20 protein-coding genes are annotated in these 25375 nt (G+C 61.9%); 7 read left to right on the top strand and 13 right to left on the bottom strand.

From position 1 onward, the window contains the following. Nucleotides 1-195: 195 nt before the first annotated feature. The 8 genes from E3T46_RS01095 to E3T46_RS01060 all read right to left on the bottom strand — a co-directional run bounded on the left by E3T46_RS01095 (nucleotide 196) and on the right by E3T46_RS01060 (nucleotide 6136). Nucleotides 196-708: a hypothetical protein gene (locus tag E3T46_RS01095; protein WP_134577137.1), complete on the bottom strand. Its 513-nt coding sequence runs from the start codon at nucleotides 706-708 to the stop codon at nucleotides 196-198. 188 nt (nucleotides 709-896) lie between these two features. Next, nucleotides 897-1163 carry a DUF6112 family protein gene (locus E3T46_RS01090; protein ID WP_134577136.1) on the bottom strand — a complete coding sequence of 89 codons (267 nt, stop codon included), beginning with the start codon at nucleotides 1161-1163 and terminating at the stop codon, nucleotides 897-899. Nucleotide 1164: 1 nt separating this feature from the next. Next, the gene (locus E3T46_RS01085) at nucleotides 1165-2280 is read right to left on the bottom strand and encodes a M23 family metallopeptidase (protein ID WP_134577135.1); all 1116 of its coding nucleotides are present in this window, start codon (nucleotides 2278-2280) and stop codon (nucleotides 1165-1167) included. An 8-nt stretch (nucleotides 2281-2288) separates the two neighbouring features. After that, nucleotides 2289-2939 (bottom strand): hypothetical protein, encoded by a 651-nt coding sequence (locus E3T46_RS01080; RefSeq protein ID WP_134577134.1) that lies wholly within the window; start codon nucleotides 2937-2939, stop codon nucleotides 2289-2291. Nucleotides 2940-2948: 9 nt separating this feature from the next. Continuing rightward, complete coding sequence (locus tag E3T46_RS01075) at nucleotides 2949-3971, bottom strand: ParB/RepB/Spo0J family partition protein (protein ID WP_134577133.1); 1023 nt, start codon at nucleotides 3969-3971, stop codon at nucleotides 2949-2951. Further along, nucleotides 3968-4822, bottom strand: a complete 855-nt coding sequence (locus tag E3T46_RS01070) for a hypothetical protein (RefSeq protein WP_241980393.1) — start codon at nucleotides 4820-4822, stop codon at nucleotides 3968-3970. The genes E3T46_RS01075 and E3T46_RS01070 overlap by 4 nt, the downstream gene beginning before the upstream one ends. A 2-nt stretch (nucleotides 4823-4824) precedes the next feature. Continuing rightward, the gene (locus E3T46_RS01065; protein WP_134577132.1) at nucleotides 4825-5217 is read right to left on the bottom strand and encodes a hypothetical protein; all 393 of its coding nucleotides are present in this window, start codon (nucleotides 5215-5217) and stop codon (nucleotides 4825-4827) included. Nucleotides 5218-5254: 37 nt separating this feature from the next. Then, entirely contained in the window at nucleotides 5255-6136 is an 882-nt protein-coding gene (locus tag E3T46_RS01060; protein WP_166790143.1) for a bifunctional DNA primase/polymerase, read from the bottom strand. 270 nt (nucleotides 6137-6406) lie between these two features. Between E3T46_RS01060 and E3T46_RS01055 the strand changes: the two genes are divergently transcribed. The 5 genes from E3T46_RS01055 to E3T46_RS01035 all read left to right on the top strand — a co-directional run bounded on the left by E3T46_RS01055 (nucleotide 6407) and on the right by E3T46_RS01035 (nucleotide 10006). Next, on the top strand, nucleotides 6407-6853 hold the full coding sequence (locus tag E3T46_RS01055; RefSeq protein WP_134577130.1) for a hypothetical protein: 447 nt from the start codon (nucleotides 6407-6409) through the stop codon (nucleotides 6851-6853). Between the two features lie 7 nt (nucleotides 6854-6860). Then, on the top strand, nucleotides 6861-7325 hold the full coding sequence (locus E3T46_RS01050) for a hypothetical protein (RefSeq protein ID WP_134577129.1): 465 nt from the start codon (nucleotides 6861-6863) through the stop codon (nucleotides 7323-7325). Further along, a complete protein-coding gene (locus tag E3T46_RS01045; RefSeq protein WP_134577128.1) occupies nucleotides 7322-8332 on the top strand; it encodes a DUF6545 domain-containing protein in 1011 nt (336 codons plus the stop codon). The genes E3T46_RS01050 and E3T46_RS01045 overlap by 4 nt, the downstream gene beginning before the upstream one ends. Continuing rightward, complete coding sequence (locus E3T46_RS01040) at nucleotides 8332-9483, top strand: alpha/beta fold hydrolase (RefSeq protein WP_134577208.1); 1152 nt, start codon at nucleotides 8332-8334, stop codon at nucleotides 9481-9483. The genes E3T46_RS01045 and E3T46_RS01040 overlap by 1 nt, the downstream gene beginning before the upstream one ends. A gap of 73 nt (nucleotides 9484-9556) precedes the next feature. Further along, the gene (locus tag E3T46_RS01035; protein WP_134577127.1) at nucleotides 9557-10006 is read left to right on the top strand and encodes a hypothetical protein; all 450 of its coding nucleotides are present in this window, start codon (nucleotides 9557-9559) and stop codon (nucleotides 10004-10006) included. 306 nt (nucleotides 10007-10312) lie between these two features. Here E3T46_RS01035 and E3T46_RS01030 read toward each other — a convergent pair whose 3' ends face one another. From E3T46_RS01030 to E3T46_RS01020, 3 genes are read right to left on the bottom strand one after another with little or no spacing between them, the layout of a single operon-like run. Next, nucleotides 10313-13387 (bottom strand): type I restriction endonuclease, encoded by a 3075-nt coding sequence (locus E3T46_RS01030; protein WP_134577126.1) that lies wholly within the window; start codon nucleotides 13385-13387, stop codon nucleotides 10313-10315. Beyond that, nucleotides 13387-14589 carry a restriction endonuclease subunit S gene (locus E3T46_RS01025; RefSeq protein ID WP_134577125.1) on the bottom strand — a complete coding sequence of 401 codons (1203 nt, stop codon included), beginning with the start codon at nucleotides 14587-14589 and terminating at the stop codon, nucleotides 13387-13389. Before E3T46_RS01025 ends, E3T46_RS01030 begins: the two co-directional genes overlap by 1 nt. Then, nucleotides 14586-16565 carry a class I SAM-dependent DNA methyltransferase gene (locus tag E3T46_RS01020; RefSeq protein ID WP_134577124.1) on the bottom strand — a complete coding sequence of 660 codons (1980 nt, stop codon included), beginning with the start codon at nucleotides 16563-16565 and terminating at the stop codon, nucleotides 14586-14588. The genes E3T46_RS01025 and E3T46_RS01020 overlap by 4 nt, the downstream gene beginning before the upstream one ends. Before the next feature lie 57 nt (nucleotides 16566-16622). Between E3T46_RS01020 and E3T46_RS01015 the strand changes: the two genes are divergently transcribed. Beyond that, the gene (locus tag E3T46_RS01015; RefSeq protein WP_134577123.1) at nucleotides 16623-17750 is read left to right on the top strand and encodes a hypothetical protein; all 1128 of its coding nucleotides are present in this window, start codon (nucleotides 16623-16625) and stop codon (nucleotides 17748-17750) included. 222 nt (nucleotides 17751-17972) lie between these two features. Here E3T46_RS01015 and E3T46_RS01010 read toward each other — a convergent pair whose 3' ends face one another. Beyond that, a complete protein-coding gene (locus E3T46_RS01010; protein ID WP_241980392.1) occupies nucleotides 17973-19916 on the bottom strand; it encodes a DUF87 domain-containing protein in 1944 nt (647 codons plus the stop codon). 37 nt (nucleotides 19917-19953) lie between these two features. Continuing rightward, nucleotides 19954-21261 carry an SIR2 family protein gene (locus E3T46_RS01005; RefSeq protein ID WP_134577121.1) on the bottom strand — a complete coding sequence of 436 codons (1308 nt, stop codon included), beginning with the start codon at nucleotides 21259-21261 and terminating at the stop codon, nucleotides 19954-19956. A gap of 305 nt (nucleotides 21262-21566) precedes the next feature. Between E3T46_RS01005 and mobF the strand changes: the two genes are divergently transcribed. Beyond that, nucleotides 21567-25073 carry a MobF family relaxase gene (gene mobF / locus E3T46_RS01000; RefSeq protein ID WP_134577207.1) on the top strand — a complete coding sequence of 1169 codons (3507 nt, stop codon included), beginning with the start codon at nucleotides 21567-21569 and terminating at the stop codon, nucleotides 25071-25073. Nucleotides 25074-25375: the final 302 nt, after the last annotated feature.

The following is a 25375-nucleotide window of genomic DNA, read 5'->3' as shown; positions in this document are numbered from 1 at the left end:
TGTTCTCAGGCCTTTGTAGAACTTGCGGGCCCCCGATTGAAGATGAACCTCACTAAGTTGCGCAACGGTCCCCTACCGCTGTCCGGCGCTGCCAGCGATGACCAAGTGGGCGCACTATTGCAGAGGAATTGCGTCACTGGCGATTACGCGCCGTTGAGGTGATGAGCCAGCGGCATTGCTGCGTCCGTCTCCCGCTCAGGCTTTCAGGACACTATCGGGGATGTCCAGTTGGTCAGCGATAACCTTCGCGCCGACGAAAATCAAACCTGCCGCAAGGGCAGCCCCGGTTCCCAACAGAACTTTACCCAGCACGCTATCCAGAAACCTCTTGTTCTCAGAATCCTTCTGGGACTGCTGCCGTCCCGTTTCTTGAATTTGCTCGATGAGAAACTTCTTCTCGTCCCAGCTCAGATCGTTTTTTTGCAACTCTCCTTTGAGGATTTCACGGATCTCCTGGAATGCCCGGTGAACATGATCCTGGCTCTGCGTGTTGGCGGAGAGCGTGGACGCATGCGCCTTTTCCATCGAATCTACGACGTCCATTGCGAACTCCTTGAACACCGGGAACTGTTCGATGATCTTGAGAGCCACTTCAGTGTCCATGTCCGGCATCATGGCAGCGAACCTGATGACCTTGTCCCTCGAGAGGTTCCTCCAGGAGTCGATTCCGAGCTCTTGTTTGATCTCGTCTTCGTTCTTGTACGCCATAGCGTGGGTCCCCTCCGTCGTAGTGTCAATGTAACCCAGATCCTATCTGGGGCATTAGACGAACCAGCATCCGGAGTTGCCAGAAATTGACTTGGCGTGGCGCCCTGGCTAGGTGTGGCTCTCCAGGGCCAAGGGGTGATGGGCCGGACACGATATGTGGCCTCCCACGCCAAGAGACAAGTAGCCGCTCACAGCGTCGAGCCAACGTCGAGCAAAAAGTTCACCCAAGCAACCCCGGCGCCGGCGAGGGTTACCACCCCACAGGCGACCCACAGCCCAAGCCGCGCCCGTGTCGCCGTCTGGAAGTTGCCGTGCGCCGAGGCGAGCGCCCACGTCACCCCGTTGACGATCATCATGAGCACCGCGATGATGAGCACGAACGTCAGCAACGCCCCGATGATGCTTTTCAGCTCTGCAGCGCCACCGACGGCACCGAAGTCGGGAAAGACGTCCATTTCATGCCACCGGACATCCGCTTGTAGCTGAGGTTAGGTCGGCGGCTCCATGCGCCGCGAGCCAATCCACCGCGTTGACAGCCGGTTGGCCCAGCCCACCCGGGTGGATCTCAAGGTGCAGGTGCGGCCCAGTCGACTTGCCCGCAGAACCGACGTCGCCGATGTGCTGGCCGGCCACCACGCTTTCGCCCGTCGCGACATGCAAGCCTTGGTCGTACATGTGCGCGTAGAACGAGGTGACCCGATCACCGCCGACCGTGTGCTCGATGGTGATCAGCCCGCCGTAGGTTCCGCGTTGTCCGGCGAAACTCACAACACCATCGGAGACCGCGAGGATCGGCGTTCCCAACGGCGCCGCAAGGTCACTGCCCGCATGAAAACGTCGTTCGCCCGTGTACGGATCGATACGCCACCCGAAGCTGTCGGTGTTCGTGTACGAGCCAGCAGGCAGTGGAAACGCGACCCGCGATGACTCGATAACGCCCGAAGAACGGGTCAGCGCGATCAGGATCGCCTCCGCAACCGGCTGAAAGTTCGCGTACCGATCCGGATAGGCACTGACCTCAACGGCCTGCGCTGCCGCGCCCGGGTCGAGCACCTGCCAGCCAGCGACATCGAGCAACCCGCGTGGCGACCCGGCGTTCGGTCCCGACACACCACCGAAGAATGCCTGCGCTTGGTAGGTCGGGTCCATGAGCTCAGCGACCGTTCCCCAGCCCGACGAAGGACGCATCTGAAACAGCCCCAGCGAGTCATGATCAGAACCGACCCCGTCGTGAGGGTACGAAGCAGACTCCGGATACGCGCTGGTGTTAGCCAACTGACGCAACATCGACTCCGTGAGCGCGGCCATCAAGGCCACGATCACTCCCGCCCGACCAACGTCGGCCGTCTGCCCGCCCACAGTGATGATCGTTCCCGCATGGGTCAGCTGTCGCCGATCCAAAATGACCGATCGGCCGTCCAAAGTCTGCGTGGTGAGCGAGTCAGGTATCGTCCCGACGACCAACGATCCGCACGAGTTCGCGATCGTGGTTACCAGCGCGGCCACGCCCACCAAACCACCCAGCGGGCACGCGAGCACAAGCACCACGACGAGTCCGATGAGTTTCTTCATCGCGAGGCCTATTCCAGCGGATGGTCGAGCTTCGACAGCCGCAGCAACGTGCACGACTCTTGGCCCGGGCACACGACGAACACCGTGAACGACACCGGACGCTCCGTGCTCTCGACATCGGTGTCCCACGTACCCGCACGATGCCGCGTTCCCACGACCGTGAGAGCCGAAGTACCCCGCGAAATCTGCCCCGCCGCGGCCTGCTCCAACGCCGTCGCCCACGCGGTTGGCACGGTCACCGACTCCACGTCGAGCCATTGCCGCGTGCCGTAAGAAGCGAGTCGCTGCCACATTTCGGCGCCCGGCAAGTACTCCCGCACGTCGGCGGCCAGCGCAGCCGCTTCCTCCGCATCGGCCACGTCCACCAGCACCTGCGCCCAGTCGGCGAGACCAGCATCCTGCCGCGTGTCCCAATCAAACAGCGCGTGCGCAACGCTGCGAGCAAACAGCTCCGGGCTCGACGTTTCAAGTACCGGCTGCGGCTGGTCGGTTGGCACGACCTCCACAGCGGATGCCGTCGGCGCCGGCCGCTCCGGCGAGCTCGCTTTCCCAGGCCCACGCAGCAGCCCAAACAACCCAATGACTGCCAGCACGATCAGCGCGAAGCCAGCGCCCACGATGGCGATGACAAGACGGCGGCGGCGGCGAAGGAAACGCATGGTGGGGTCCTAACGAATGTGTGAAACGGTGGCGGAGACCGGCGCGACGGCGGGGGAGTCGCGGAGGGTGCGCATCCGCTCGAAGAAGGCGACGGTGCCGGCGAGGGTCGCATCGAATTGGTGCCATTGATCGTCGGTGAGTTCGGCGGCGACCTCGGCGTCGTCGTAGCGCAGCCACCAGTCATGCAGGTCGTTCCAGAGGAAGACGAAAGAACGCGTGGGCAATATCGAGTCGGCCGCAGCCACAGGACGGGCCTTCTTGGCGCGCTTCGCGGTCTTCGCGCGAGCGATTGCGTCCCGGGCCAGCTGCTCGAGGTCGGCGGAACGCCCAGCGGTCGGCACGGCGGGAACCAGCGAGCGAATGGGCGGCGCGGACGCGACGCGGTCAACCTCGGCAGCAACCCGACCGTGCGCCGCCGCCACCGATCCGCCGTTCTGAATCACCGCCAGTTCCTCCCTCGCGCGACTGCGCAGCGTTTCGTCGAGATTCTCGTCGTCCGCCATTCGTTGCAGACGGTCGATGCGTTCCAGCGTTGTGTAGGAGCGCCGCCCGGTTACGAGAAGGGCCGCTTGCGCGCGGACGCGATCAATCGGCTGCGGTTGTGCCACCGTGGCACCACCGTCTGATCTGGGCTTTTCCGTACCGAAGCGTGTGGCGACCTGCCGCCGCTGGGCGTCCTCAGCGAGAAGCATCTTCACCTCGCGATACAGGGCGGCCGCTTCGGTCGGTGCAAAGGCCTTGTGCAGGGCGTTGTCGTCCTGTTCCGCGAGCAGCTGGGCGAGCTGGTCCGAAATGCCCGCGCGAACCCAGACATGGAGCTTGCGTACCCCGAGCTGCCGAAGCGCCGCCAACCGGCGGGCACCACAGATCAGGGTGCCGTCGGGCGTCACCGTGATTGGCTGCAGCAGCCCCTGCCGCTCGATCGAGGCAGCGAGTGCGTCGATGTCGCCGAGGTCAGTGCGATGCCGCGAACCGATCCGGATGGAGTCGATCGACCGCTCCAACTCGATGTGCCCGGGGGTGACGGTCATGCGAACACCCGTGGCGAGTTCAGAACAATGTCGGAGACCAGGTCGTCATCGCCGAGCAGCGCGTGCAACGGCTCGCCGACCAGCAAGCGCAACAGGATGCCACGCCCGGCCGCGGTGTGCGCGTGCAACGGGTTGCCGGATCCCAAAAGTGTCCGCAGCATGCTCATCCAGGCCGGCTGCGACACGTCGAGCAGAGCACGGGCGGCATAGTCGCGCCGCAGGGACTCAAAGGCCGACGGGCGCGACGGGGCATTCGCTAACCGGCTGCACACGTATTCGACGCCATCGCGGGTGCGGTCCACCGGCCAACCGAGCAGGATGAACAGCGAGATCGCACGCTCAACCGCGAGAGACACCTCAACGAGTGGCTCCGGTTCGGCCAATCTGTCAGCCGGATTGACGCTGAACGCGGGGTGATATTCCGGCAGGGCGTGCTCGCGATCGCTTAACCGTTCGGCATCGTGAAACACCGACACCTGGGGCCGGCGCGCCTGATGCACGGAGCAGAGGAGGCCGCGGGCGCGTTCCTCGGCGATGCAGGTCACCTGCACGGCACGGGTGACGATGGCCCAGGGGTCGTCGGCCCGCAGAGTCGAGGGTGCCCGCATCGCGTCGAAGGCGGCCGCGGCGGCCTCCCACGGGTCGAGGTCGTGCTTGCGCGCTAACCCGGCGTAGCGCTGCGCGGTGAACTGCATTAGTTCGGAGGCCTCCGGGTCGTTGCGCCAGTGGGCGCCGCCATCCGCTTGCAATCGTGCGAGCAGACGGCGCAGGCCTTCGGATTCACGAAAAGTCATCGTCGCGGCACCTCCCGTCGGGTTGGTGTGTGTTGCCGTGTTCAACAGGATGCTCATGGTCACGCCCGCCCGAAACTGTCGCGGCGGATCTGTGCACGGTCTCGCACCGCTCCGAACTCGGAGAGGGGAGCCAGCCGGGCGGCCCGATCGCGGATCGCCCGCGCGGCCGTGACGGGTGCCCGTCGAACCTGCCGCACGGCGCTGGCCTGCAGGTCGATGCCGCGGCCGGCGATGCGCCCGGCGCCGAGGTTGAGCAGGTCCGCCGCGCGAATCCAGGTGACGGCGGGTCGGGAGGCCGCCGTGCCCGCTTGCCTGGCGGTCGAGGTGCCGCCTCGCGTGCGCGCTGAGAGGCGTGATCTCTCCTCCAGCACGGCATGCAGCGGATGCCGCTCGCCACCGGCATCGACGCTGGTGGCGCCGTGTGACTTATCGAAGTCGTCTACATCCATCACTTCATCTCCTTTGGGTTGGTGATCTGAACAGGGCCATTTACGACAGGCAGGGCGGATCGGCGCGTCTGGCTCCCGGATCGGCGCGATCAAATGCTTGCGCGCCAACCGTGACCCGGCGGCTCGCCGAGCTGATCGTGGCGAGAATTTCGCGGTCGTCGAGGCCGGCGGCCTGGGCGGACGGGCCGAGCGCAGCCTCGACGTCCGCAGGCGCGAGGCCCGCCTCGACGAGTCGGCAGGCCGCCCAAAACAGGCCGCTGTTGCGCTCGCCCTCCTGCAGGTTGCTCACCCATTGCGCGAGGCGACTCGGCTCCGGAGCCCGAGTGAGGGTTGCCCGCGTACCCATTCGCGGCGGCCGCGGGTCGATGAAGCTGCGCAGCGCAACGGCGTCGACGGGCTGCGCACCGGTCGCCGACAGCGAATACAGCCGATAGCTGGCGCGACCGTTGTCCGTCGTCAGTGTCGAGGGCGGCACGATCACGTAGCCACCGTCCCCGCGAAAGTCGACGTGCGCGTTCGCCGCCTGCCAACATCGCTGCGGACGATCTGCGCTCGCGGCAAAGTACACGTGCATGCCTCCCGACGGGGTGCGCACCCGCGCGAGCTCGCCGTCGACCAGCCCGGCGGCGGTGGCACGCTCGAACGCGGCGAAGCCGTTATCCGTCTTTGTCACATCGATATCTACGACATCGATGCCCGACGTGCTGCCCGTCCGCATCCCGATGTTCGCACCCGGCCACCGCGTCCACCACGCCTGCACCTGGTCGACATCGCGGCTCGCGTCATGAAACCCGGCAGACGTGAGCGGATTCTTACCCTCCGGCACACACGGAAACACCGGAATCCCCGCCCGTACGAATTCAAGAGCAGCATCCGGCACCGACAGCCGATTCGTGGCCACCAGCACCTCAGCGACGCTCATCAGACACTCCGAACGTGGAGCCATGCGTGCCAATTCACAACAATCACCTTCCCGAAGGACTGCCACGCAGGCGTGGCTCGATGACACGAAGGTGCGCCTCGCTTCGCTGGTGCGTTCGGCGAGGTAGCTCCGTGTTGAGCATGCTCAAAACAAATTCTGAGACTGTTTTAGCACCACATTTGAGCATGCGCAACCCTTGATTTGATCATGCTCAAAGAGTAGATTGAGCATTCTCAACGACCTGAGGATCCATCAATCCGAGGAAAGTACATGACCGACGACGAGAGCACGACAGCCGCGGAGGATCTCGCGAAACGCCTCCGCCTGCTGCTCGACGTCGCCGAGGCCGAGACGGGCAGCGAGGCGACGTTCGCTCAGATCGCCGCATTCCTCGAAGGGCGTGGCACGAACCTCTCGCGGTCGCGCTGGACCTACATCATTAACGGCCACCGATATGTTCAAGACCGCGCGCTGTTCGAGGGCCTCGCGGCGTTCTTCAACGTTGACGCAGAATTCCTAGCGGGCTCGGAGGGTGCCGAGATCCCCGCCAAAGTCAGCGCCCAGCTCGACCTCGTGCGGTCGATGCGAGCCGCGCGCGTGAAATCGTATGCGGCTCGCACCCTGGGCGACATCTCACCAAACGCCCTCCAGGCGATCAGCAGATTCCTCGACGCAGAGGTAGCGCAAGCTCAGGAAAGCAAGTCCGGAGGGGAGTGACGAGGCAGTGAACAGCGTAGTGAGCGCGTCCGCGGCGCTCGATCAACTCGCCCTGGGCGAAACTTTCACCTTTGACGAACTCGTCGGTGCCGTGCAGCGAAGCCGGGGGCGTCGCCTGCGCATAGTCGAACTAGTGGGCGTCACGGGTCGCGACGGCTTGTGCGCCGTCTGGTTTGAGGCGGGTGGCGACGATGTCATCCTGCATGCCCAGAGCGATTCGGTGCTGCACGAGCAACAGTTCGTGCTGCATGAATTGGCCCACATGATCCTCGGCCACGAGGTCGACGAGGACTCCGACGTTCCTGACATCCTGCTGCCGGACATTCCCCCCGAGACTCGTCGCCGATTGCTCTGCCGCCAAGACCTCAACACGGTCAAGGAAATTCAGGCCGAGACGCTGGCCGACCACCTCGCTGCAGCAATCAGGGGATCCACGATGCACCGGTCACGGTATCTGGAGGTCTTCGGATGATAGTCGTGCTCGTCGCCGCGTTCATGTGGCTGCTCGTCGCGGCCCTGCTCATCCTGCGGCGGGGTCGCACTGAGCGCAACATCACCTACGCCGCGCTGACCATCGCAATCGCGATGACGCTGAACGCCGATCAGCCGTATCGGATACTCGACAGCTACGCCGGCAGCACCAACCTGGTCACCTTCGTGTCCGACGCAACGCTCATGGTCGGTGTATTCCTCCTCGGCCGAGCAGTGCTCAGAGCCTCCGAGCACCAACCGCGGACGGTACGACTTGCGCTTGGCGGCTTCACACTCGTGGCAGCGGTCGTCGGCGCAGTCGGCACCTTCCTGCTCATCGACCGTGGCATCACAACCACGAACTTCATGCTGGTACTCGGCGAGCAGCCAGCGGCCGCCGCCTATTCGATGACCCAATTCACCTATTACGCAATCGTGCTTTCCGCGATGGCAGCACTCGCGGCGCGACAAGTTCGAACCAGCGAAGGCGCTCAGCGGATGCCGCCAGCCTCGCTGCTCCTCGGCAGTATCTGCGGGGTCGCGCTGAGCGTCGTGGTTATCACGATGGATCTCGCCCATGTGGTGCGCAACTTGAACCTGATGGCCACTGTAGCCATCGCGTATGAGCCCCTGCACCTGCTGACTTTCCTTCTCCTCTGCCTCGGATTCGCTGGCCAACCCGCCGCTGGCGCCGTGCAGGCGCGATCACGCGACCGAAATACTCGCATGCTCGTCCATGACCTCGAGCCGATCTGGGTCGCCGCGACGAAAGCACGTCCGGGAATCAGCCACACCGAACTTTCCGCATTCGATGCCGCCGACCTCGAGACGTTCCTTCATCGCCAGGTCGTCGAGATCCGTGACGCAATGATCGACACTCGAGTGGATTTTGACGTGAGCGACCGCGACCGAGAACTCGTTGAGCGCGCAGAACGACATCTGCTGGGAGTCGGATCGATCGGGGCTGGACCTGTTGCGTCGCCATCTCGACAAGGCCAGCACCAGTGATGAAAGCCGTGTGGGCATTGGTGGGCGTCGTAGTTGGAACCGGTGTGACGCTCGGAGCCCTCGGCTGGGTTATTGCCAGGCGCCTCACGGCCCCGGTAAGCGGGCGAAAGTACGACCTCACCATTCGAGGCGTCGATAACTCGGGGGAGCGCCCCGTCGTCATCCTCGATCGCACGCCCTCCACCTCTGCTCCCGGCGACTACAACCTCATCCTCGAGAACGGCGGCTGGGTCAAACTCGCGCCCAAAGTCGAGGACCGCGGGCCGAGTCTTGTCGGCCGCGAGGTCGTGGGGGAGTCGGGGCCCGGCGTGGCTGCGGGCCTGCGAGCATCCTGGAGCGGCATCTATCTCCAAAGCCCAGCCGACGCCGGCCTCACGTCAATGGACATCGAGATTCAAACCGATGTCGGCCCCGCGCCCGCCTGGCTCATTCCGTCCGAAGGCCCTCCGTCGACCACCTGGGCGATCCACATCCACGGTCTCGGAAGCACGCGCGCCGGAACGCTGCGTGGCGTGCAGGTCGCCTCGGAGGCCGGGTTGACGTCGCTCGTCGTGACCTATCGGAACGACGGCGAAGGTCCCCATGTCGGGTCTGGTAGATCCGAACTCGGTGCCGCCGAGGTCGATGACGTGCGAGCGGCCGTGGAATACGCCCGCGAGAACGGCGCAGGCAGCGTCATCCTCTTCGGGTGGTCGATGGGCGCAGCCATCGCACTGCAGCTTGCCGCCGAGCCCCAGCTTCGCGGAATTGTCACCGGGCTGGTGCTTGAGTCGCCCATCCTCGACTGGGTCGCGACGATCAAGTCGAACTGCGTGCGGGCAGGCCTTCCCGCCTGGGCTGGCGCGCTAGTCGTGCCGTGGCTCAACTCCAGGCCTTTGGCGCGACTAGTAGGTCTCGCCAACCAAATCGAACTGCGCAGCTTCGATTGGATCGCGCGCGCCGACGAACTTACTGTGCCGATGCAAATCCTTCACGGAACTTTCGACACGTCGTCGCCGTTCGCGCTGTCGACTCACGTCAGGGCGCTGCGTTCCGATATCGTCGCCCTCGAAGCATCCGACGCAGATCATACGATGAGCTGGAACTCAGATTCCGCGCGTTGGCGGGCAGTTGTCTTTTCGTGGCTCGCGTTAGAAGCAATTGAGGGTTAGATGCTGAAATGAAAGCGAGCGAGTGACGAAATGAGGCGGCTTACCTAAAGGCGTGGTGATTGAAAGGATTGGCGTGGAATTCTTAGCTGATATTGACGGCCCGACGCTGATGGTGTCTGTCGTGGTAGGGCTGCTGAGCGGAGTACTTGGCGCCATCATAGGTGCGGTCACCCAGCGCCACCTAGCACGTCAGCAGCGGCGGAACAATGCCCAGGATGCCCTGTGGAATTATCATCGCACCATGAATGATCGCTCAGCGAGTTTGTTTGAAGACGCGGACGCCGACGAGTCAGAAGCTGTGTTTGCAAGTACGAATCCATCCGATGTAGCACGGGCTCGTGAGGACGCATATAAGTACCGTGAATTCCTGCCTAAAGACGGGCAATCGCTGATTGCCCGGAACAGGGTCGTCCGGGATGATCTAAACGATCATTCTGCGACTGGCGAGGCATCAGACTGGGCGCAGCGCGCGACTCAACTTGAGAAAGTACTAAAGGAAACGTTCGGTCGTGACAAGAGATGACCGATGATTTTGAGACAAAGTTCTACTCGAAGGTTCCGATTCCGTCCGCCGAATTCTGGATGGGCTATGCGAGAACTACAGAATCCTCCTTGTCTCAGCGAAGGAGGTTTCCATTGACAGACTTGTACTCGTTCACCAGCCAGCCCAACGAATGCGGCGAGTGCACGCTTGGACACACCGTAGCCTCGGTTGGCATTCTCCCAGTGGCCTGCTGCCTGCTTGCTTTGAAGTGGGGCGCGAAAGCGTCTACCGATTCGCCCATGAGATACGCGGCCGCTTCGACGGGAATGTAATCCTTCAGCCCCATCAGGCGGCTTCCTTCCCGTCCCGGTACAGCGACCGTCCAATGAGGTCAATGATCTTCAGGAGCTTGGTGTTGCTGTTCAACGCCTCGGCCACCATCGACTCGAAGTTGGTTCCGGAAGTGATGATCGCATCCGTCACAGTGCCGCTCAGGTCAGGGCTTGAGAGAAATTGCTGCTCGCTGTTGGCAGAGATTTGCGTCGTGATCTTGTCGTTCTCCGCGGCCTTCCCCTTCACCAGCGAGAAGAAGGCCATGGTGTCGACTTCGGTGAAGGTGTCGTCGTCGAACAGCTGATTTAGCTGGTTCACCGCCTCCATGAGCCTCGTCATGGCGGGGTCCATGGGCTTGCCCGACCCCGTCGCCGACAAGGGATCAAGTTCGACATCGTTGGTCAGAGCAATGTCGAGCGCGTCGTGCTTCTTGATGCCGTACCCGATGAGCGCCACTCCGGCGAGGTCGATCGGGCTGCGCCGGTTCTCCTCGCGGATAACCTGCGCGAGCGCACGGTAGTAGATCGAGTGCTTTTCGATCGAGGTGTCCTCGTAGTTGATCACCTGCGAGAGAAAGTCATAGGCGTTCACGAAGGCGGTCAGGTCGCCACGGAACAAGTTCAGCTTGTCGATCTCGAGCCCGTCGCCGGCGAGTACGGCGGCGTCGTATCGTTTGTTGAACCGGTCCTTGCCCGGCGCCACCGCTGCAGAAAGAGCGTTGTTGCCCTTCTTGAAGACCTTGACTGAGGCTGCGGCTTCGACCTCGTGTTCCTCGTAGATGCCGGACGAGTCGAGCTTGGCCTTGATATCATGCACGATATCGGGGTCGGTCACGGACGACAGGCGAGCATCCTTGAAATACGGCTCGAAGGATTCGCGAATGACTTCGGGATCGTTGACGAAGTCGAGCACGAACGTCGTGTCCTTGCCCTTGGCCATTCGGTTCAGGCGCGACAGCGTCTGAACTGCCGTGACGCCGGAGAGCTTCTTGTCGACGTACATCGCCACAAGCAGGGGCTGATCGAAACCCGTCTGAAACTTGTTGGCGACCAGCATCACCTGGAAGCTGTCCGACTTGAACGCCTCCGGCAGAGACCTGCCTTTCAAGAGCGGGTTCATGTTGATCTCGGTGAACGGCTCCGGGTTCAGGTCCGGTTCAAGAACCTCGCCCGAGAACGCGACCAGGGCCCGCACATCCGTGTGACCGGTGCGTTTCAGGTAATCGTCAAAGGCGAGCTTGTAGCGCACGGCTTCCTTCCGGGAGCCGGTGACGACCATCGCTTTCGCCTTGCCGTTGAGGCGCCAACCTACGTTTTCGCGATAGTGCTCGATGATCAGCGCGACCTTTTGGCTGATGTTGAAGTCGTGCAGGCGCACCCACTGCATGAGCTCCTTCACGGCCTGCGTCTTCTCGACCAACGGCCCGTCGGAGTCGTACTCCTGGCCATTGTGGGCCAGCTTGAACGCCACTTTGTATGGCGTGTAGTTGCGCAGAACGTCGAGGATGAAACCCTCTTCGATGGCCTGCTGCATCGTGTACAGGTGAAAAGCCTGCGGCAGCGCCCCGTTCACGGACCGCCCGAAGAGCTCCAGCGTCTTCGCCTTGGGGGTGGCCGTGTAGGCAAAGTAGGAAATGTTCTTGGCGTTCGCGCGCGAGGCCATCTCGGCGGACAGAACCGTCTCCGCGTCGACCTCGCCACCGTCCGCGAGTTCGGCGAGTTCTTGGGCGCCCAAGACCGATTTGAGCTTGTTCGCGGTGGTTCCGGTCTGCGACGAGTGGGCCTCGTCGGCGATGATCGCATAATTGCGTCCGGCCAGTGTCCCGGTCAGTTTGTCGAGCTCGGCCATGACAAATGGGAATGTCTGGATCGTCACGACGATGATCTGGACGTCATGTAGCAGCGCTTCAGCGAGCCGGCTCGCTTTCGATCCGCTCCCGTGTTCGATGCCAACAACTACGCCGGTTTTCGCGTCGATCTGCTTGATTGCATCCTGCAGCTGGGTGTCGAGCACGGTGCGGTCGGTGACGACGATCACCGAGTTGAACACCTTGCTGCCATCGGGCCGGTGCAGCGTCGACAGCTGATGCGCGGTCCAGGCGATCGAGTTCGTCTTGCCCGACCCGGCCGAGTGCTGCACCAAATACCGGTGCCCAGGGCCCTCGACCCGAGCGGCCTCGATGAGCTTGGTGACGGATTCCCACTGCTGAAACCGCGGGAACAGAAGCGTCTCCTTGGCCTCGACTTCGCCGGTGACGAGGTCGATGTTCTTCTCAACCTGCAGGTGCATGAACTGCCCCAGGATGCCGAGCCAGGCATCCTTCTGGAACACCCGCTCCCACAGATACGACGTCGCCGACCCGGTCGGGTTCGGCGGGTTGCCGGCACGGCCCTCGTTGCCTTGGTTGAACGGCAGAAAGAAGGTCTCCGGACCGCGCAGGTGCGTGGTCATGAACACCTCGGAGTTGCTGACGGCGAAGTGCACGAGCGCGCGGTGACCGAACGAAAGCAGCGGCTCGCCCTTGGGGTTGCGGTCGGTGCGGTACTGCGAGATCGCGTCCTGCACGTTCTGGGTGAAGTCGGTCTTCAGCTCCAGCGTCGCCACCGGCAGCCCGTTGACGAAGAACACGAGGTCGATGCTTTTCTTGCTCGAGGCGGAATAGAACACCTGCCGCATCACCCGCAGGCGCATCTTGCCGTAATCAGCGGTGGTCTGAGGGTTCAGTGCGGTGACCGGCTTGAACTGCGCCATGCGAAACGACAGCGGCGTGGCCTTGAATCCGCGGCGCAGCACCGACAGGGTGCCGCCCTGCACCCCGTTGACACTGTCGAAGGGCGCATCGAGTGACTTCACAAGCCGGTCGAGCAGGGCATCACGCGATTTCTGCTGAACGGATGCCGCATCACCCGGCTTCACCGCCCGCGCCATGACCTCGGGCTGAGTGTCTTCGAGCCATCCGAACACATCCTCGGGGAAGAGCGCGCGTTCCTTGTCGTAGCCAGCGCTGGTGGGGGAGTAAAGCCACCCGTTGGCGTGCAGGTGATTGACCAGTTCGTCTTCGAACGGCTTCTCGTTGTGGTCTGCCATCAGAGTCCCCTCACGTCAATCTTTCCAGTGACTGCGGCACTGATCAGGGCCTGGCGGCGCTCCTTGAGCACTGCGATCATTTCGCCGGCCTTGGCGATTAGGGCATCAGTGCGTGTCGATGATTGTGAAAATTGCTCAACCAGATGACGTTGCTCGGCAGGAGCTGGTAAAGACAATGGTAGACGGGCAAAGGTTCCCCAGTTTCGAAAGTCGACGCTTCTCTGGCGGACATTGCCAGCCTGGGTGGTCAAGAATCCGGTTAGGCCTAAGGCGCGCAACAAGAGCGCGATGTAATTGACATCGTTCTCTCCCTCGGCCGAACAGACGTGATAAACAGGTGATGATATGCCCGACGAGTTTGATATCCCCACGGCTCCCGCGAAACCATCGAGTCCATGAAATACAAGATCACCAGGCGAAACGCCCTGATAACCGTGTTCCGTCTCGGAGAACGTAAAGCCCTCGCTTCTCCTAAGTGAACGGAGTGTGACTTGACCATCACGGAAGGCAGTGATTGTCTCAGCCCCCTCGATAGCCGGTCGCTCTAGCTTTCTCAGTACCCTCCCGAGACGACCGACCCAGTGCGCTTTCTGTGGGTGAGTGGAGTGAATTAGAAGAGCTTGATGGCGTTCGCTCAGCGTGTGGACCAGCCGCTCCTGCTTGAGAATCAGCTCGTCAATTTGCCCCGTCTCACGATCCAGATAGTCCGCAATCTTCCGTTGTTCCTCGATTGGCGGTACAGGCTGGATAACGGAGCGAACGAAGCCCCAACTAGCCCTTGGCATCATCGCGCCGTGGGTGGACCCATTGGCGAGGTCGATATATGAGCGGTTCAGAAGCAAATATTTGAGAAACGCTCCCCTATAAGCGGTCGACCGGTACACGTGGAAATCTCCCACGGCAGCACCATCGCGGTCGGCCAACCAGACTTTAGCCAGATACGGACGTAGCTTGCCAAAAAGAAGGTCGCCAGCCCGAAAGGCGATTCCTTCTCCTGCCAGTTCCTGTCCTTCAACGTCGATATATTCACCCGACCATCCTCTAATATTTTCGAGTGCGACTTTGAAGTCTGAGGTGGTTGCCTTTTCGGTAATCAGCTCGAGAGATCGTGAGAACCGAGCTATCCGCCAACGTTTAGGTGTCTTGCCGAACCAAGGAAGGGCAGGGGTAGAGTTGTCCGCGCAGGTGGTGCGATGGGTCATGCCCTCTCCACCTCGTTCAGGAGGACCGCTATTTCGGCGACAAGCTTGTTCAGATCAGAGTCGATTTCCTTGAGCGAGCGTGGGGGCACGTACTTGTAGAAGTGTCGGGTGAAGGGGATCTCATAGCCGATCTTGTCTTTGGAGCGGTCGACCCAGAAGTGTTCGACGTGCGGGGCTAACTCGCGCACGATGTAATCGTCGATCTCGTCGGTGAGCGGCACGTTTTCGGTTTCGCGGAGGTCTGTGTCGGCAATAGGCTTGCCTCTGGCGTCGGTGACGATTGGTGCGGTGTCATCGCGTTCCGAAAGGCCGCTGATGAGCGCCTTGACCTGCGGGGCGGCCACAGCGATGTCGGCGAGAGCGAGTGCGGACTTCAGCCTCCTTGTAAAGGCGGCGCTGTCGCTCGTGGTGGTACCGGCATGCTCGACCAGTGGAAGTAGGGCCACCTCGATAGAGGCTGCGAGAGAAGCGAGCGACTTCGCTGATAGCGCGTGGGCGAGGCGTTCCGGGGTGAGGGCCCAGTTCAGCTGCAGCGGGCGTTCAACGGTGATTGTCGTGTATCCAAAATCGGCGAGGGTGAAAATTTTGGAGGCGTCGGCATCCGCTTCTGAAATGTTGGACGACTTACCGTAGAGGCGCACGATGTGCTGGATCTGCTCGGGGGTAATTTGGCGGCGTTTGGAGCCGAGGCTCTTGCGCATTTTTACCCACTGGTCGGTTGCGTCGATGAGCTGAATTTTGCCGCGGCGGCTGGTGGGTTTGTCGTTGTCGAGGATCCAGATGTAGGTGGCGATGCCGGTGTTATAGAAGAGGTCGGTGGGCAGGGCGATGATGGCATCGAGCAGGTCGTTTTCGATGACGTATTTGCGGATGTTGCTTTCGCCGCTGCCGGCGCCGCCGGTGAAGAGAGGGCTGCCGTTTAGGACGATGCCGACGCGGCCACCGCCTTGCGCTCTCGGGCGCATCTTCTTGACCAGGTGCATGAGGAAGAGCAGAGAGCCGTCGGAGACGCGGGGGAGGCCGGGGCCGAAGCGTCCGTCGTAGCCTTGCAGGTCGAATTCTTTCTGCACGAAGGACTGTTGTTTCTTCCATTCGACGCCGAAGGGCGGGTTAGAAAGGCCGTAGTCGAAGGTCTTACCGTGGTGGCCGTCGTTGGTGAGTGTGTCGCCCCAGATGATGTTCTCGATGGCCTGGCCTTTGATGACCATGTCGGCTTTGGCGATGGCAAAGGATTCGGCGTTGAGTTCCTGGCCGACGAGCGTGAGGGAGGCCTGCGGGAAGTGCTCGCGCACGTAGTCGTCGGCGACGCTGAGCATGCCGCCGGTGCCAGCTGCGGGGTCGTAGACCGTGCGCACGGCGCCGGGCACGGTGAGGGAGCGGGCGGGGTCTTCGTCCAGGTGCTCGGTGAAGAGCAGGCTAACCATGAGGCGCACGACCTCGCGCGGCGTGAAGTGCTCCCCGGCGGTTTCGTTGGAGGACTCCGCGAAGCGGCGAATGAGCTCCTCGAAGATGAGGCCCATCTCGGTGTTGCTGACACGGTCGGGGTGCAGGTCAACGCCGGCGAATCTCTGCACGACGAGGTAGAGCAGGTCGTTTTCGTCTAGACGAGCGACCTGCGCGGCGAAGTCATAGCGATCGAAGATGTCGCGCACGTTGGCGGAGAATCCGTCGATGTAGTTGAGAAGGTTTGCACGTACGTTGGCAGGGTCGCCGCCGAGCTTGTCGACGGTGAACAGGCTCGTGTTGTAAAAGTCGTGCTTCGAGACGCTGGGCAGGAGCTTCTCGACGGGGATGGTGCCGTCCTTACGCTTCTCGAATTCGCCGAGAACGGCGTCTTTGGTGGGTTCGAGCACGGCGTCGAGGCGGCGCAGGATGGTGAAGGGGAGCACGACCTTGCCGTAGTCGGCCTGCTTATAGACGCCGCGAAGCAGATTCGCGATAGACCAGATGAACGCGCCGTTGTTGTTGTCAGCCATGTGATGCGGTGTTTCCCCTCGTGTTACCCAGGTCCAGCCTATTGGGAGGGTGCGACTGTGGCCCACCTGGAAGAGTTCCAGGTGACGGTCGAAACGTACAACTCGCTTGCTTGCAATACGCTTGGGGCGAGAGACAGACGAGGGAGAACGTACGAAATGGCACCTACTCGACGCGAAACTGCCTTATCGCTCGCCGAAGAACTTTTGACCGATATCGAACTCGCGCGCATGCCTCCTCCGGACTTCTTGAAGAAGGCGACTCGTTTGGCTCGACTGCTCGACGACATCGATGCAATGGCTTGGCTTTCATTCGAAATGACGGGGTACCCGTCACCGCTGAACAAGGCTGCCGTAGATGCCGCTGCGAAGTCTGGGCGCAAGGCGCCCAATGATAAGAACGACGGTGGTGCGCGCTGGTACACCACGTCTCTGAGCCAACTTCAGGCGGACGTCGACGCTGGAATGCTGCAAATCCAAGCCGCAGCCGACGCGCCGGTTAGCGTCTCATCTGCGAATCCCGCTCAGTTTGTGATGGCGCCCCCTGGCAACACGCAGGAACGGGGTGCGATTCGCAACCTCGTGGGTGTGCAGCAAGGTGTCATCGGCAAGGTGGTCGGGTCCGTGCATCAATACGTCAGCGAGCGAGAGATAGAGCTGCGGTTCGGTGCCGCAGTCGAAAGCGCATTCGCTGTTGTTCGCAATGACGTTGACGCCCGGATCGCGAAGCTCGCCCCGACGGCCGCAGTGAAGCTGGCTTCGGCGTTCGAGAACGCGTCGTCGAACAACCCGGAAGACTGGGCCAACGCGGCAGCAGCATGCCGCCGGCTGCTCAAGGCAATCGCCGACGAGCTCAGCCCCGCAGGCGAACCTGTCGGCGGTCGCCCCATGACGGATGACAAATACATCAACCGCCTCATCAGCTGGATTGTCAATCAAGGCAAAATTGGTTCGACGCTGAAAGATGTTGTAACTTCCGATCTTGAAGATTTCGGGAAGCGCATCGACGCATTCGACGACGCCGGACACAAGGGTGCGCACGCCGAGGTGACACAGTACGAAGCCTCACGCTTCATTACTGGTGCTTACCTGCTGATTGGCGACATCCTCAGTCTTTGGGCCGAAGTCACCGACGCTCCTAGCGTCCCCGAGGCAGTCGTGGAGCTTGAGGCGATCAAAGCAGATTAGGTGTGAGTCCGTGTCTTGGCGTCACGGGATTGTCTATTTCTCCGTCGCCCGCCCGCCCACTCCGACGGCCCCACTCATACGTTGCATGCTGAACGCGACGAGAACGGATACGGCCGCGAATAGCCGCCCTGACCGCATCTCCCAGACTCCACGCCTCTTGCAGATCGAGGTTGAAGATGACGAATCGCGTTGGATGCGATCTCGTCATGGTCGTTGAACGGTCTACAAGTCGTTCACGGAGGCATCGTCCACGAACCACAAGTGTCGGATTTTCGCGTCGTCACTTCGCGGAGTCGGGGCAGCATCACGAACTTTGAAAGTTGTCGGCACACTGACTGAGTTGCCGAAGATTAGTGCGTGTTGTTTTGGCAGGGACGGAAGGCGACTGAGGACCGCGTCGGAGATGAACGGAGTCATTCTGCGGACATGCTGAAGGTCTTCAGGGTTTTGAATCCTGTGTACGACAAAATTCGAGCACTGAGACAGCACAGTTTTGGACAGTTCACTCGGCCGCTGCGAGGCCAGCGTTATAAAGAGGCCGTATTTGCGACCCTCTTTTGCGACCCTCTCGAAGATCTTGGCGGCGTTCATGGCGAAGTCCGTGGGCGTGTCGGAGACATATCGATGGGCTTCCTCCAAGACTAGATTCACCGGAAGAGCATTCCGGCTGGCTGATCGCCTGAGACGTTCAAATACAAGGCGGGTGACGACGGCAGCCACCACTTCCACTATTTCGTCCTCAACTTCATTCATGTCCAGCACGGTGATCTGGGTTCTTTTGTCGTAGCCCGAGCCCGTTTCTTTCGCCTGGAGCCCGACAAGTATTTCAACAAATGCGCTTGGATTGCGTTCATGAACCGCCAAAGTGCTGGGGTCCGGTCTAAGGAACTGGAACTCCTTGCGGCTTGCGATCGATTTGAAGCGGGTTACTAGAGATGAGGTGTAATCGCGAATGTGGCGGTTCCCATGAGACTCTTCATAGAGAATCGCGAGGTCGAGCGCCTTCCCGAGTAACTCGAACTTGAAGGGGAGATTCCGATAGTCGGGCATTTCCACCTCGTCCTGGAGAAAGGGTTGAAGTGTGTCCGGTAAGTCTTGTGGGCGCACGAAATTGCCGTAGTTGAATTGCATTGGAACTGCCAACGTTTTCCGCGACAGCTTGTCAGTGCTGAACGAGGACATAAGTCCCTGGATCCGGCCGAGACTTGCCGTTGGGCTTTCCGAGCTGGCGAGAATGGCAAGGATGGCGGACGCCAGGATGTGATTCTTGAGCACGGCGAGGTCGGGGTCTGCTGCGGCGAAGAGGCTTGTCAGTCCGAGGGCGGTTCGGAGGATGGGTCGTTGCGTTCTGTCGCTGGCCCGAAGTAGCATTTCCCACTCATCGGACGACATGAACCAGTGTGGTAAACGGAACCTCATTGCGATTTCTTGGCCGTCGATCGGGACGGGATCTGGCAAATGATCGTCGTATCCTGGAACGGATGCGTATAGGCGACCGATGGGTGCGGGGAGCTTCGCGAAGGCCTGCCTGTATTCGCCGTTTGTGTCGAAGAAAATGAATGAGGCGCCTTGGGCTGGATTCGCTGATTGCTTCTCGAAAACAGACTGGACGATAGCCGCTACCGTGCACGACTTGCCGCTGCCAGTGTTGCCAAGAATCGCACTATGGCCACCAAAGAATTCATCGATTTTCACCTTCACCTTGTAGTTGTCGAAAACTACCGAGGTACCTATGTCGAATGCTCTCAGGCGCGTTGGAATTGGTGTCCCCCCGTCTTCGGTTTCTTCTTCAGCCCCGCTGACTTCCAAGATGCGGTCGAGGTCTTCAGTCTGCGTATAGAGGACGTCGGAGTACAAAGGTGGGTAGATGGAAACACCGAACCGAAAGGGCTCGTTGGGCCGAAAGGGCAACGAACCCAGCGGAACGACATCCAGAAACTTGATGGCTCGCAAAGATTGAGCGTCATGGATATCGGTTTGCAACTGCTCGCCTGACGAAAGCTCCCGTTCTCGAAGGCCCACGACTTCGGCAACCACGTACTCAGTCTGCAAGGGGATGAGGACAAAAGACCCAATACGCGCCACGTAATGTTGCCCGTCAAATCCTACGAGAGTGAAGCTATCCGCAGTAGAACTCAGCTCGACAGTGAAGTCATTGGCAGACACGGCAACAACTTTGCCCAAGGCCCGACGATGATCGGCCCTACTCATTCGCAGCTTCCGGAACGGTCGGACGTGCTAGAAGCCGACTGAGGACTCGCTCGACCGCCTCGTCAGAAGCATCTGGGCCTTCGGCAGACATGAATTCATCGACAAAGTTGGCGAAAAAATGGCCCTGCCATACAGCTTTCGGTTCTTCTGTGCCTATAATCCAGATTCGCGGATCATTGAGGGCCCGAAGCTTTGTGATCATGGTGTTGGCGTCGGGGTCCACAAATGCCACTAGCCGAAACGTTGGGATCGTCAACGCTTGAAAGATGATGTTGTTCACGTGCTCATCGCTGAAGCTGTACCCGACAGTGATGAGGACACTCTGGTCGCGGGCGACTCGTGTCTGAAACTCCCTGAACATATCGGAGTAGGGCGCAGCGAAGCTCGCGTTCTGCTTCGCAGGAGTGGGATATATAAGTAGGTGTTCCTTTTGAATCAGTTCAGGGGAGGTCTCTACGACCGGGAACAGGCCGTCTTCCCTTGATTCCCAGCTGACGGAGCCATGCAATTTCGCGAAGTACACGAGACTGTCAACCGAACTCCACTTTCGGCTAGAAATGTCAAGCTGCTGCGAAAGCGAATACCTGAATACGGCCGGGTTGAAGCGACGTTCTACTGAACCCATGAACCCATTGATGTAGGGAATGCCCAAGCGGTCCATCGCTGTTTCGTTGAACAGGTCATAGTTAAGCGTAAAAACCCAAGGTCGCGCTAACGCTCGATCACGTTGCACCAGCCGTCGGTAGAACTGCTGGTAGGTATCGAGAACAGTCCGATCATGCCGGGTGAATGGCCCATTAGTGCACCTGTCCAAGACGTAGCCCTTGACAAGCCCGATAACCTTCTCCACGGTGCTGAGAATGTTCTGCAATGCGGATCTTTTCGACGTCCGAAGGGCGAATTGGTAGCCGTAGAGTACCTCCATCAAGGCCTCCAAATTGTTGGCGAATTTAGGGTCATCTAGGTCAAGGCCAAGCGCGGACTTGAGTCGGGCACGGTCCGTTTTCGTCACTCTAAACTTGCCGTCGGTTGCGCTCAAGAAATCTCGAGCCAGGGGTTGCATGGTCGGAATCCCGACCTCGGTGCCATTTTCGTCGCGCGAGGATGAGCAGCCAGAACCAAAAAGAAATGCCAAGTTCTTAGCATTCATGACATCGGCGACATCCCTCCGCACGGCGGCCAGTTTTTCGATTTCGGTTCGGTCTGGGTCATTGGAAAGGTTATGTGAGCCTTTAAAGAGGCTTATCGTCTTGACCAGGGCGATGTCGGTAAGAGCCAAACGTGAATCCAAAGTTGCCATTCCAAGCCCCCGTCTAAATGCTGGGAGGAGTACGCCCCCAGGCAATATGAGGCTATCTGTGTTTACCTTCGTAGTAGCGCGGCCGCCCCATCTGCCAACCGCTGGCAAGCTTCAATAGAACAAGGCGGCACCCCTTCAGCCACGTCCAGGGCCCGTTGGGCCACGATGCCCTGAATGCGCTCGCAAGGGTCACTAATCACCCTGTTCTATGAGGATCGCTGTGACGTGGACGCGCCAATCGAACTCCTTGTGGATCACTGCGCACCTCCCTTGTGACGGTGAAGGTGGGCGCGGTGACCGTATCCATGCGGGTGATGAGTGCCGGCGACGGGTACAAGTACCTGCTACGCACGGTCGCCGCTGGTGACGGCAAACGACTGCTGTCGACTCCGCTGACGCGCTACTACACCGAGGAAGGCACGCCGCCGGGTCGCTGGATGGGCGGTGGCCTCCGCGACCTTGGCGACGGGCTCATGGTCGAAGGCGACGTCGTCACCGAGGCACAGCTGCAACTGCTCATCGGGTTGGGCCGCGACCCGGTCACTGGTGAACCCCTCGGGCGCGCGTACCCGGTGTATCGCACCGCCGACGGACTCGACCTGGACCGGCCACGCGCCGACGGCGGTGGACCGACCGATCGGGCCGCCGCATCCGCTGTGGAACAACCGGACGCGAAGCGGCGTCGCGCCGTCGCCGGCTATGACTTCACGTTTTCGATTCCGAAGTCGGCGAGCATCCTCTGGGGTGTGGGCGACGCAGCCACACAGGAGCGAATCGCGGCGGCCCACCATGCGGCGGTGGCCGAGGTGCTGGCGTACATGGAGCGTGAGGTCGCGGCGACGCGCACCGGTACGACCGCGCAGGGCGGCGCGGTGGCGCAGGTGGACGTGACCGGCCTGATCGCGACGGCGTTCGATCATTTCGACAGCCGGGCCGGCGACCCGCACCTGCACACGCACGTGGTGATCAGCAATAAGGTGCAGACCGTGCTCGACGGCAAGTGGCGCTCGCTCGACGGCCGGCCGATGCACGAGGCCGTGGTGGCGCTCTCCGAACTGCACGAGAGTCTGTTTGCCGATGAGCTCACGCGATCGCTCGGCGTGCAGTGGCAGCAGCGCGAGCGAGGGCGAGATCGCCACCCAGCCTGGGCTCTGACCGGCGTGCCTGAGGCGCTCGTCGCGGAATTCTCGACCCGGGCGCGGCATATTGATGTCAAAGCGGACCGGTTGATCGAGGCCTACGTGGCCAGTCATGGGCGGCGTCCGAGGCCGGTGACGATCATGAAGCTGCGGGCGCAGGCCACGCTCGCCACGCGGCCGGCGAAGCAGGTGCACTCGCTGGCGGATCTCACGGCGGCGTGGCAAGAGCGCGCTTCTCGGGTGCTCGGGCATGAAGTGTTGACGGTCGCTGGGTCGTCTCCGGTGTTGCTGCGTGCGGAGGACCTGCCGCGCGAGGCTCTGGATGCGCTCGGGGTGAGTGTGATGACGGCCGTCAGTGAGAAGCGCGCCACCTGGCGGCACTGGAATCTCACCGCCGAGGCAGCCCGCCAAACGATGCTGTACCGGTTCGCGTCGGCATCCGATCGGGAAGCCGTCATCGGCCTCATAGTGGATGCTGCCGAGCGCGCGTCCCTGCGCCTCACGCCGCCAGAGCTCGCCGTGAGCCCTGTGGAGTTTCAGCGGGATGACGGGACGTCGGTGTTTCGGCCGAAGCATTCCGTCGTGTTCACGTCGACCGAATTGCTGGACGCGGAGTCTCGGCTGCTCGAGCGAGCCGCGCTTTTGACCGCACCACGGGTGACGCTCGGGTCGGCTGCTGATTCTCGGTTGCCGGGTGGCGGCCGCCTTGCCGATGACCAGCTCGCGGCGCTTTCCTCGGTTGCTGGTTCGGGCCGTGTCATCGATGTGCTCGTGGGGCCGGCTGGCGCGGGCAAGACGACGGCGATGAACGCGCTTCGGCGGGCTTGGGAATCAGAACGCGGTTTGGGCTCAGTCGTCGGGCTTGCTCCCTCGGCTGCCGCGGCGACAGTACTGGCGACGGATCTCGGTATCGCGACCGAGAACTTGGCGAAGTGGTGGCAGACCCATATTGACCAGAGTTCGTCGTTTCGGGCTGGCCAGCTCGTGATCATCGACGAGGCCTCGCTCGCGGGCACGATGCCGCTGGATCGGGTGACCGCGCTGGCTGCCTCGGCCAGCGCGAAGGTGCTGCTGGTCGGCGACTACGCGCAATTGCAATCGGTCGAGGCGGGCGGTGCGTTCTCGCTGCTCGTGCACGATCGAGCGGATGCGCCCGAACTCATCGACGTGCACCGCTTCGTGCACGAGTGGGAGAAGACGGCCTCCCTCGGGCTGCGCCAGGGCCACCCCGAGTCGATCGACGTGTACGCCGTGCACGACCGCCTGCGAGATGGCAGCACCGAGGCGATGGCGGATGCCGCTTACGAGGCGTGGCGGGCGGACATCCGCTCGGGCAAAACGACCGTGCTGATCAGCGACTCGAACGAGGCCGTCGCGGCGCTGAACGTGCGCGCTCGCACCGAACTGATTCTGGAGGGTCGGGTCGACGCGCGGCACGAGGTCGCCCTGCACGACGGAACCCGCGCCGCCGTCGGTGACACGGTCATCACCCGCCGGAACGACCGGCGGCTGTATGCGTCGCGCAGCTGGGTGCGCAACGGCGACCGGTGGGCCGTGATTGGCGTGCACCGGAACGGTTCGGTCGAGGTACGACGGCTCGGTCGGCGGTGGGGGAGCACTGTGGTGCTGCCCGCTTCGTACGTCGCTGAGCACGTCGAGCTGGGCTACGCGGTCACGTCGCACCGGGCGCAGGGAATCACGACCGACACCGCCCACGTCGTGGTCGCGCCGAGCATGCCGCGCGAGAACCTGTACGTGGCGATGACGCGGGGTCGCGAGGCGAACACCGCCTACGTCGGTGTCGACCGGCCCGATGTTGCCCACGTGGGGCCGCGGCCGGGTGACGCGGCGGACGTGACGGCGCGCAGCATCCTCGGTGGCATTTTGCAGCACATCGGCGCCGAGCTGTCGGCGCACGAGACTCTGACGGCCGAGCAGGATGCGTGGGGATCGGTGGCGCAACTCGCGGCGGAGTACGAGACCCTCGCGGCGGCCGCGCAGCACGACCGGTGGGTTGCGTTGGTGCGGGCGAGTGGTCTGTCGCCTGGTCAGGCTTTGCATGTGGTCAATTCTGATGCCTTCGGTCCGTTGACCGCTGAGCTGCGGCGGGCCGAGGCCCACCACTTCGACATCGCGAGCCTGCTGCTGCGGGTGGTCGCGGCTCGTGGGTTCGAGGATGCGCAGGACATCGCGGCAGTGGTGCAATCAAGAGTCGCGGCGGTCGTCTCGCGGGATACCGGGGCGGGTCGCACTCGCCGTTCTCCGCGGCTCGTCGCCGGGCTGATTCCGCGTGCGCTCGGGCCGATGAAGACTGCCATGCACCAGGCGTTGGTCGAGCGCGCCGACCTGATCGAGTCGCGAGCGGCCGCAGTGCTCGACCAGGCGCTGCTCGCGGGGGAGCCGTGGACTCGAGCCCTTGGCGCCACCCCACAGGGGTCGGCCGCCACCGCATGGCACCAGAACGGATGCACGGTCGCGGCTTACCGGGACCGCTACGGCATCGTTGGCGCGAAGCCGCTCGGTGCGGTACCGGAGTCGTCGGTGCAGAAGCTCGATGCCAGTCGCGGTCGTGCTGCGCTTGAAGCCGCCCAACGGCTCGCGGAAGACCATTCATACACTGCTCCCAGACCCAGTGTCTGTGCACGATCAACCCGGCAGGAGCACACACTTTGACATTTGCAGCACGTCGGGGCGGCGTCGCGCCCCGTTTGCGAGCCTGGAAGATTAACGGGGCTGGCTAATATAGGCGTGGGGGCAAGCGCGCGTTTGTCCGGGACTATCATCTGGGGGCAGCGTTGAGTTTCGAGACACTTTTCTCTACGTCAAATGTGACAGCCATTGACCTGTTCACGGATCGTCTCACAGAGCAGGAAGCTTTCGACAAGTCCGTCTCCGCATACTTGAATGATCTTCGGAGTCTCCACAATGGCGAGTGGGACATCACAGATCGAGCCCGACCGCGCCGAAATGTCCTT

The organism is Cryobacterium sp. Hh11 (genome assembly GCF_004404045.1).
Lineage (GTDB): Bacteria > Actinomycetota > Actinomycetes > Actinomycetales > Microbacteriaceae > Cryobacterium > Cryobacterium levicorallinum.
The sequence above is the reverse complement of the archived record's forward strand: the minus strand, read 5'-3'. Positions and strand labels throughout refer to the sequence as shown.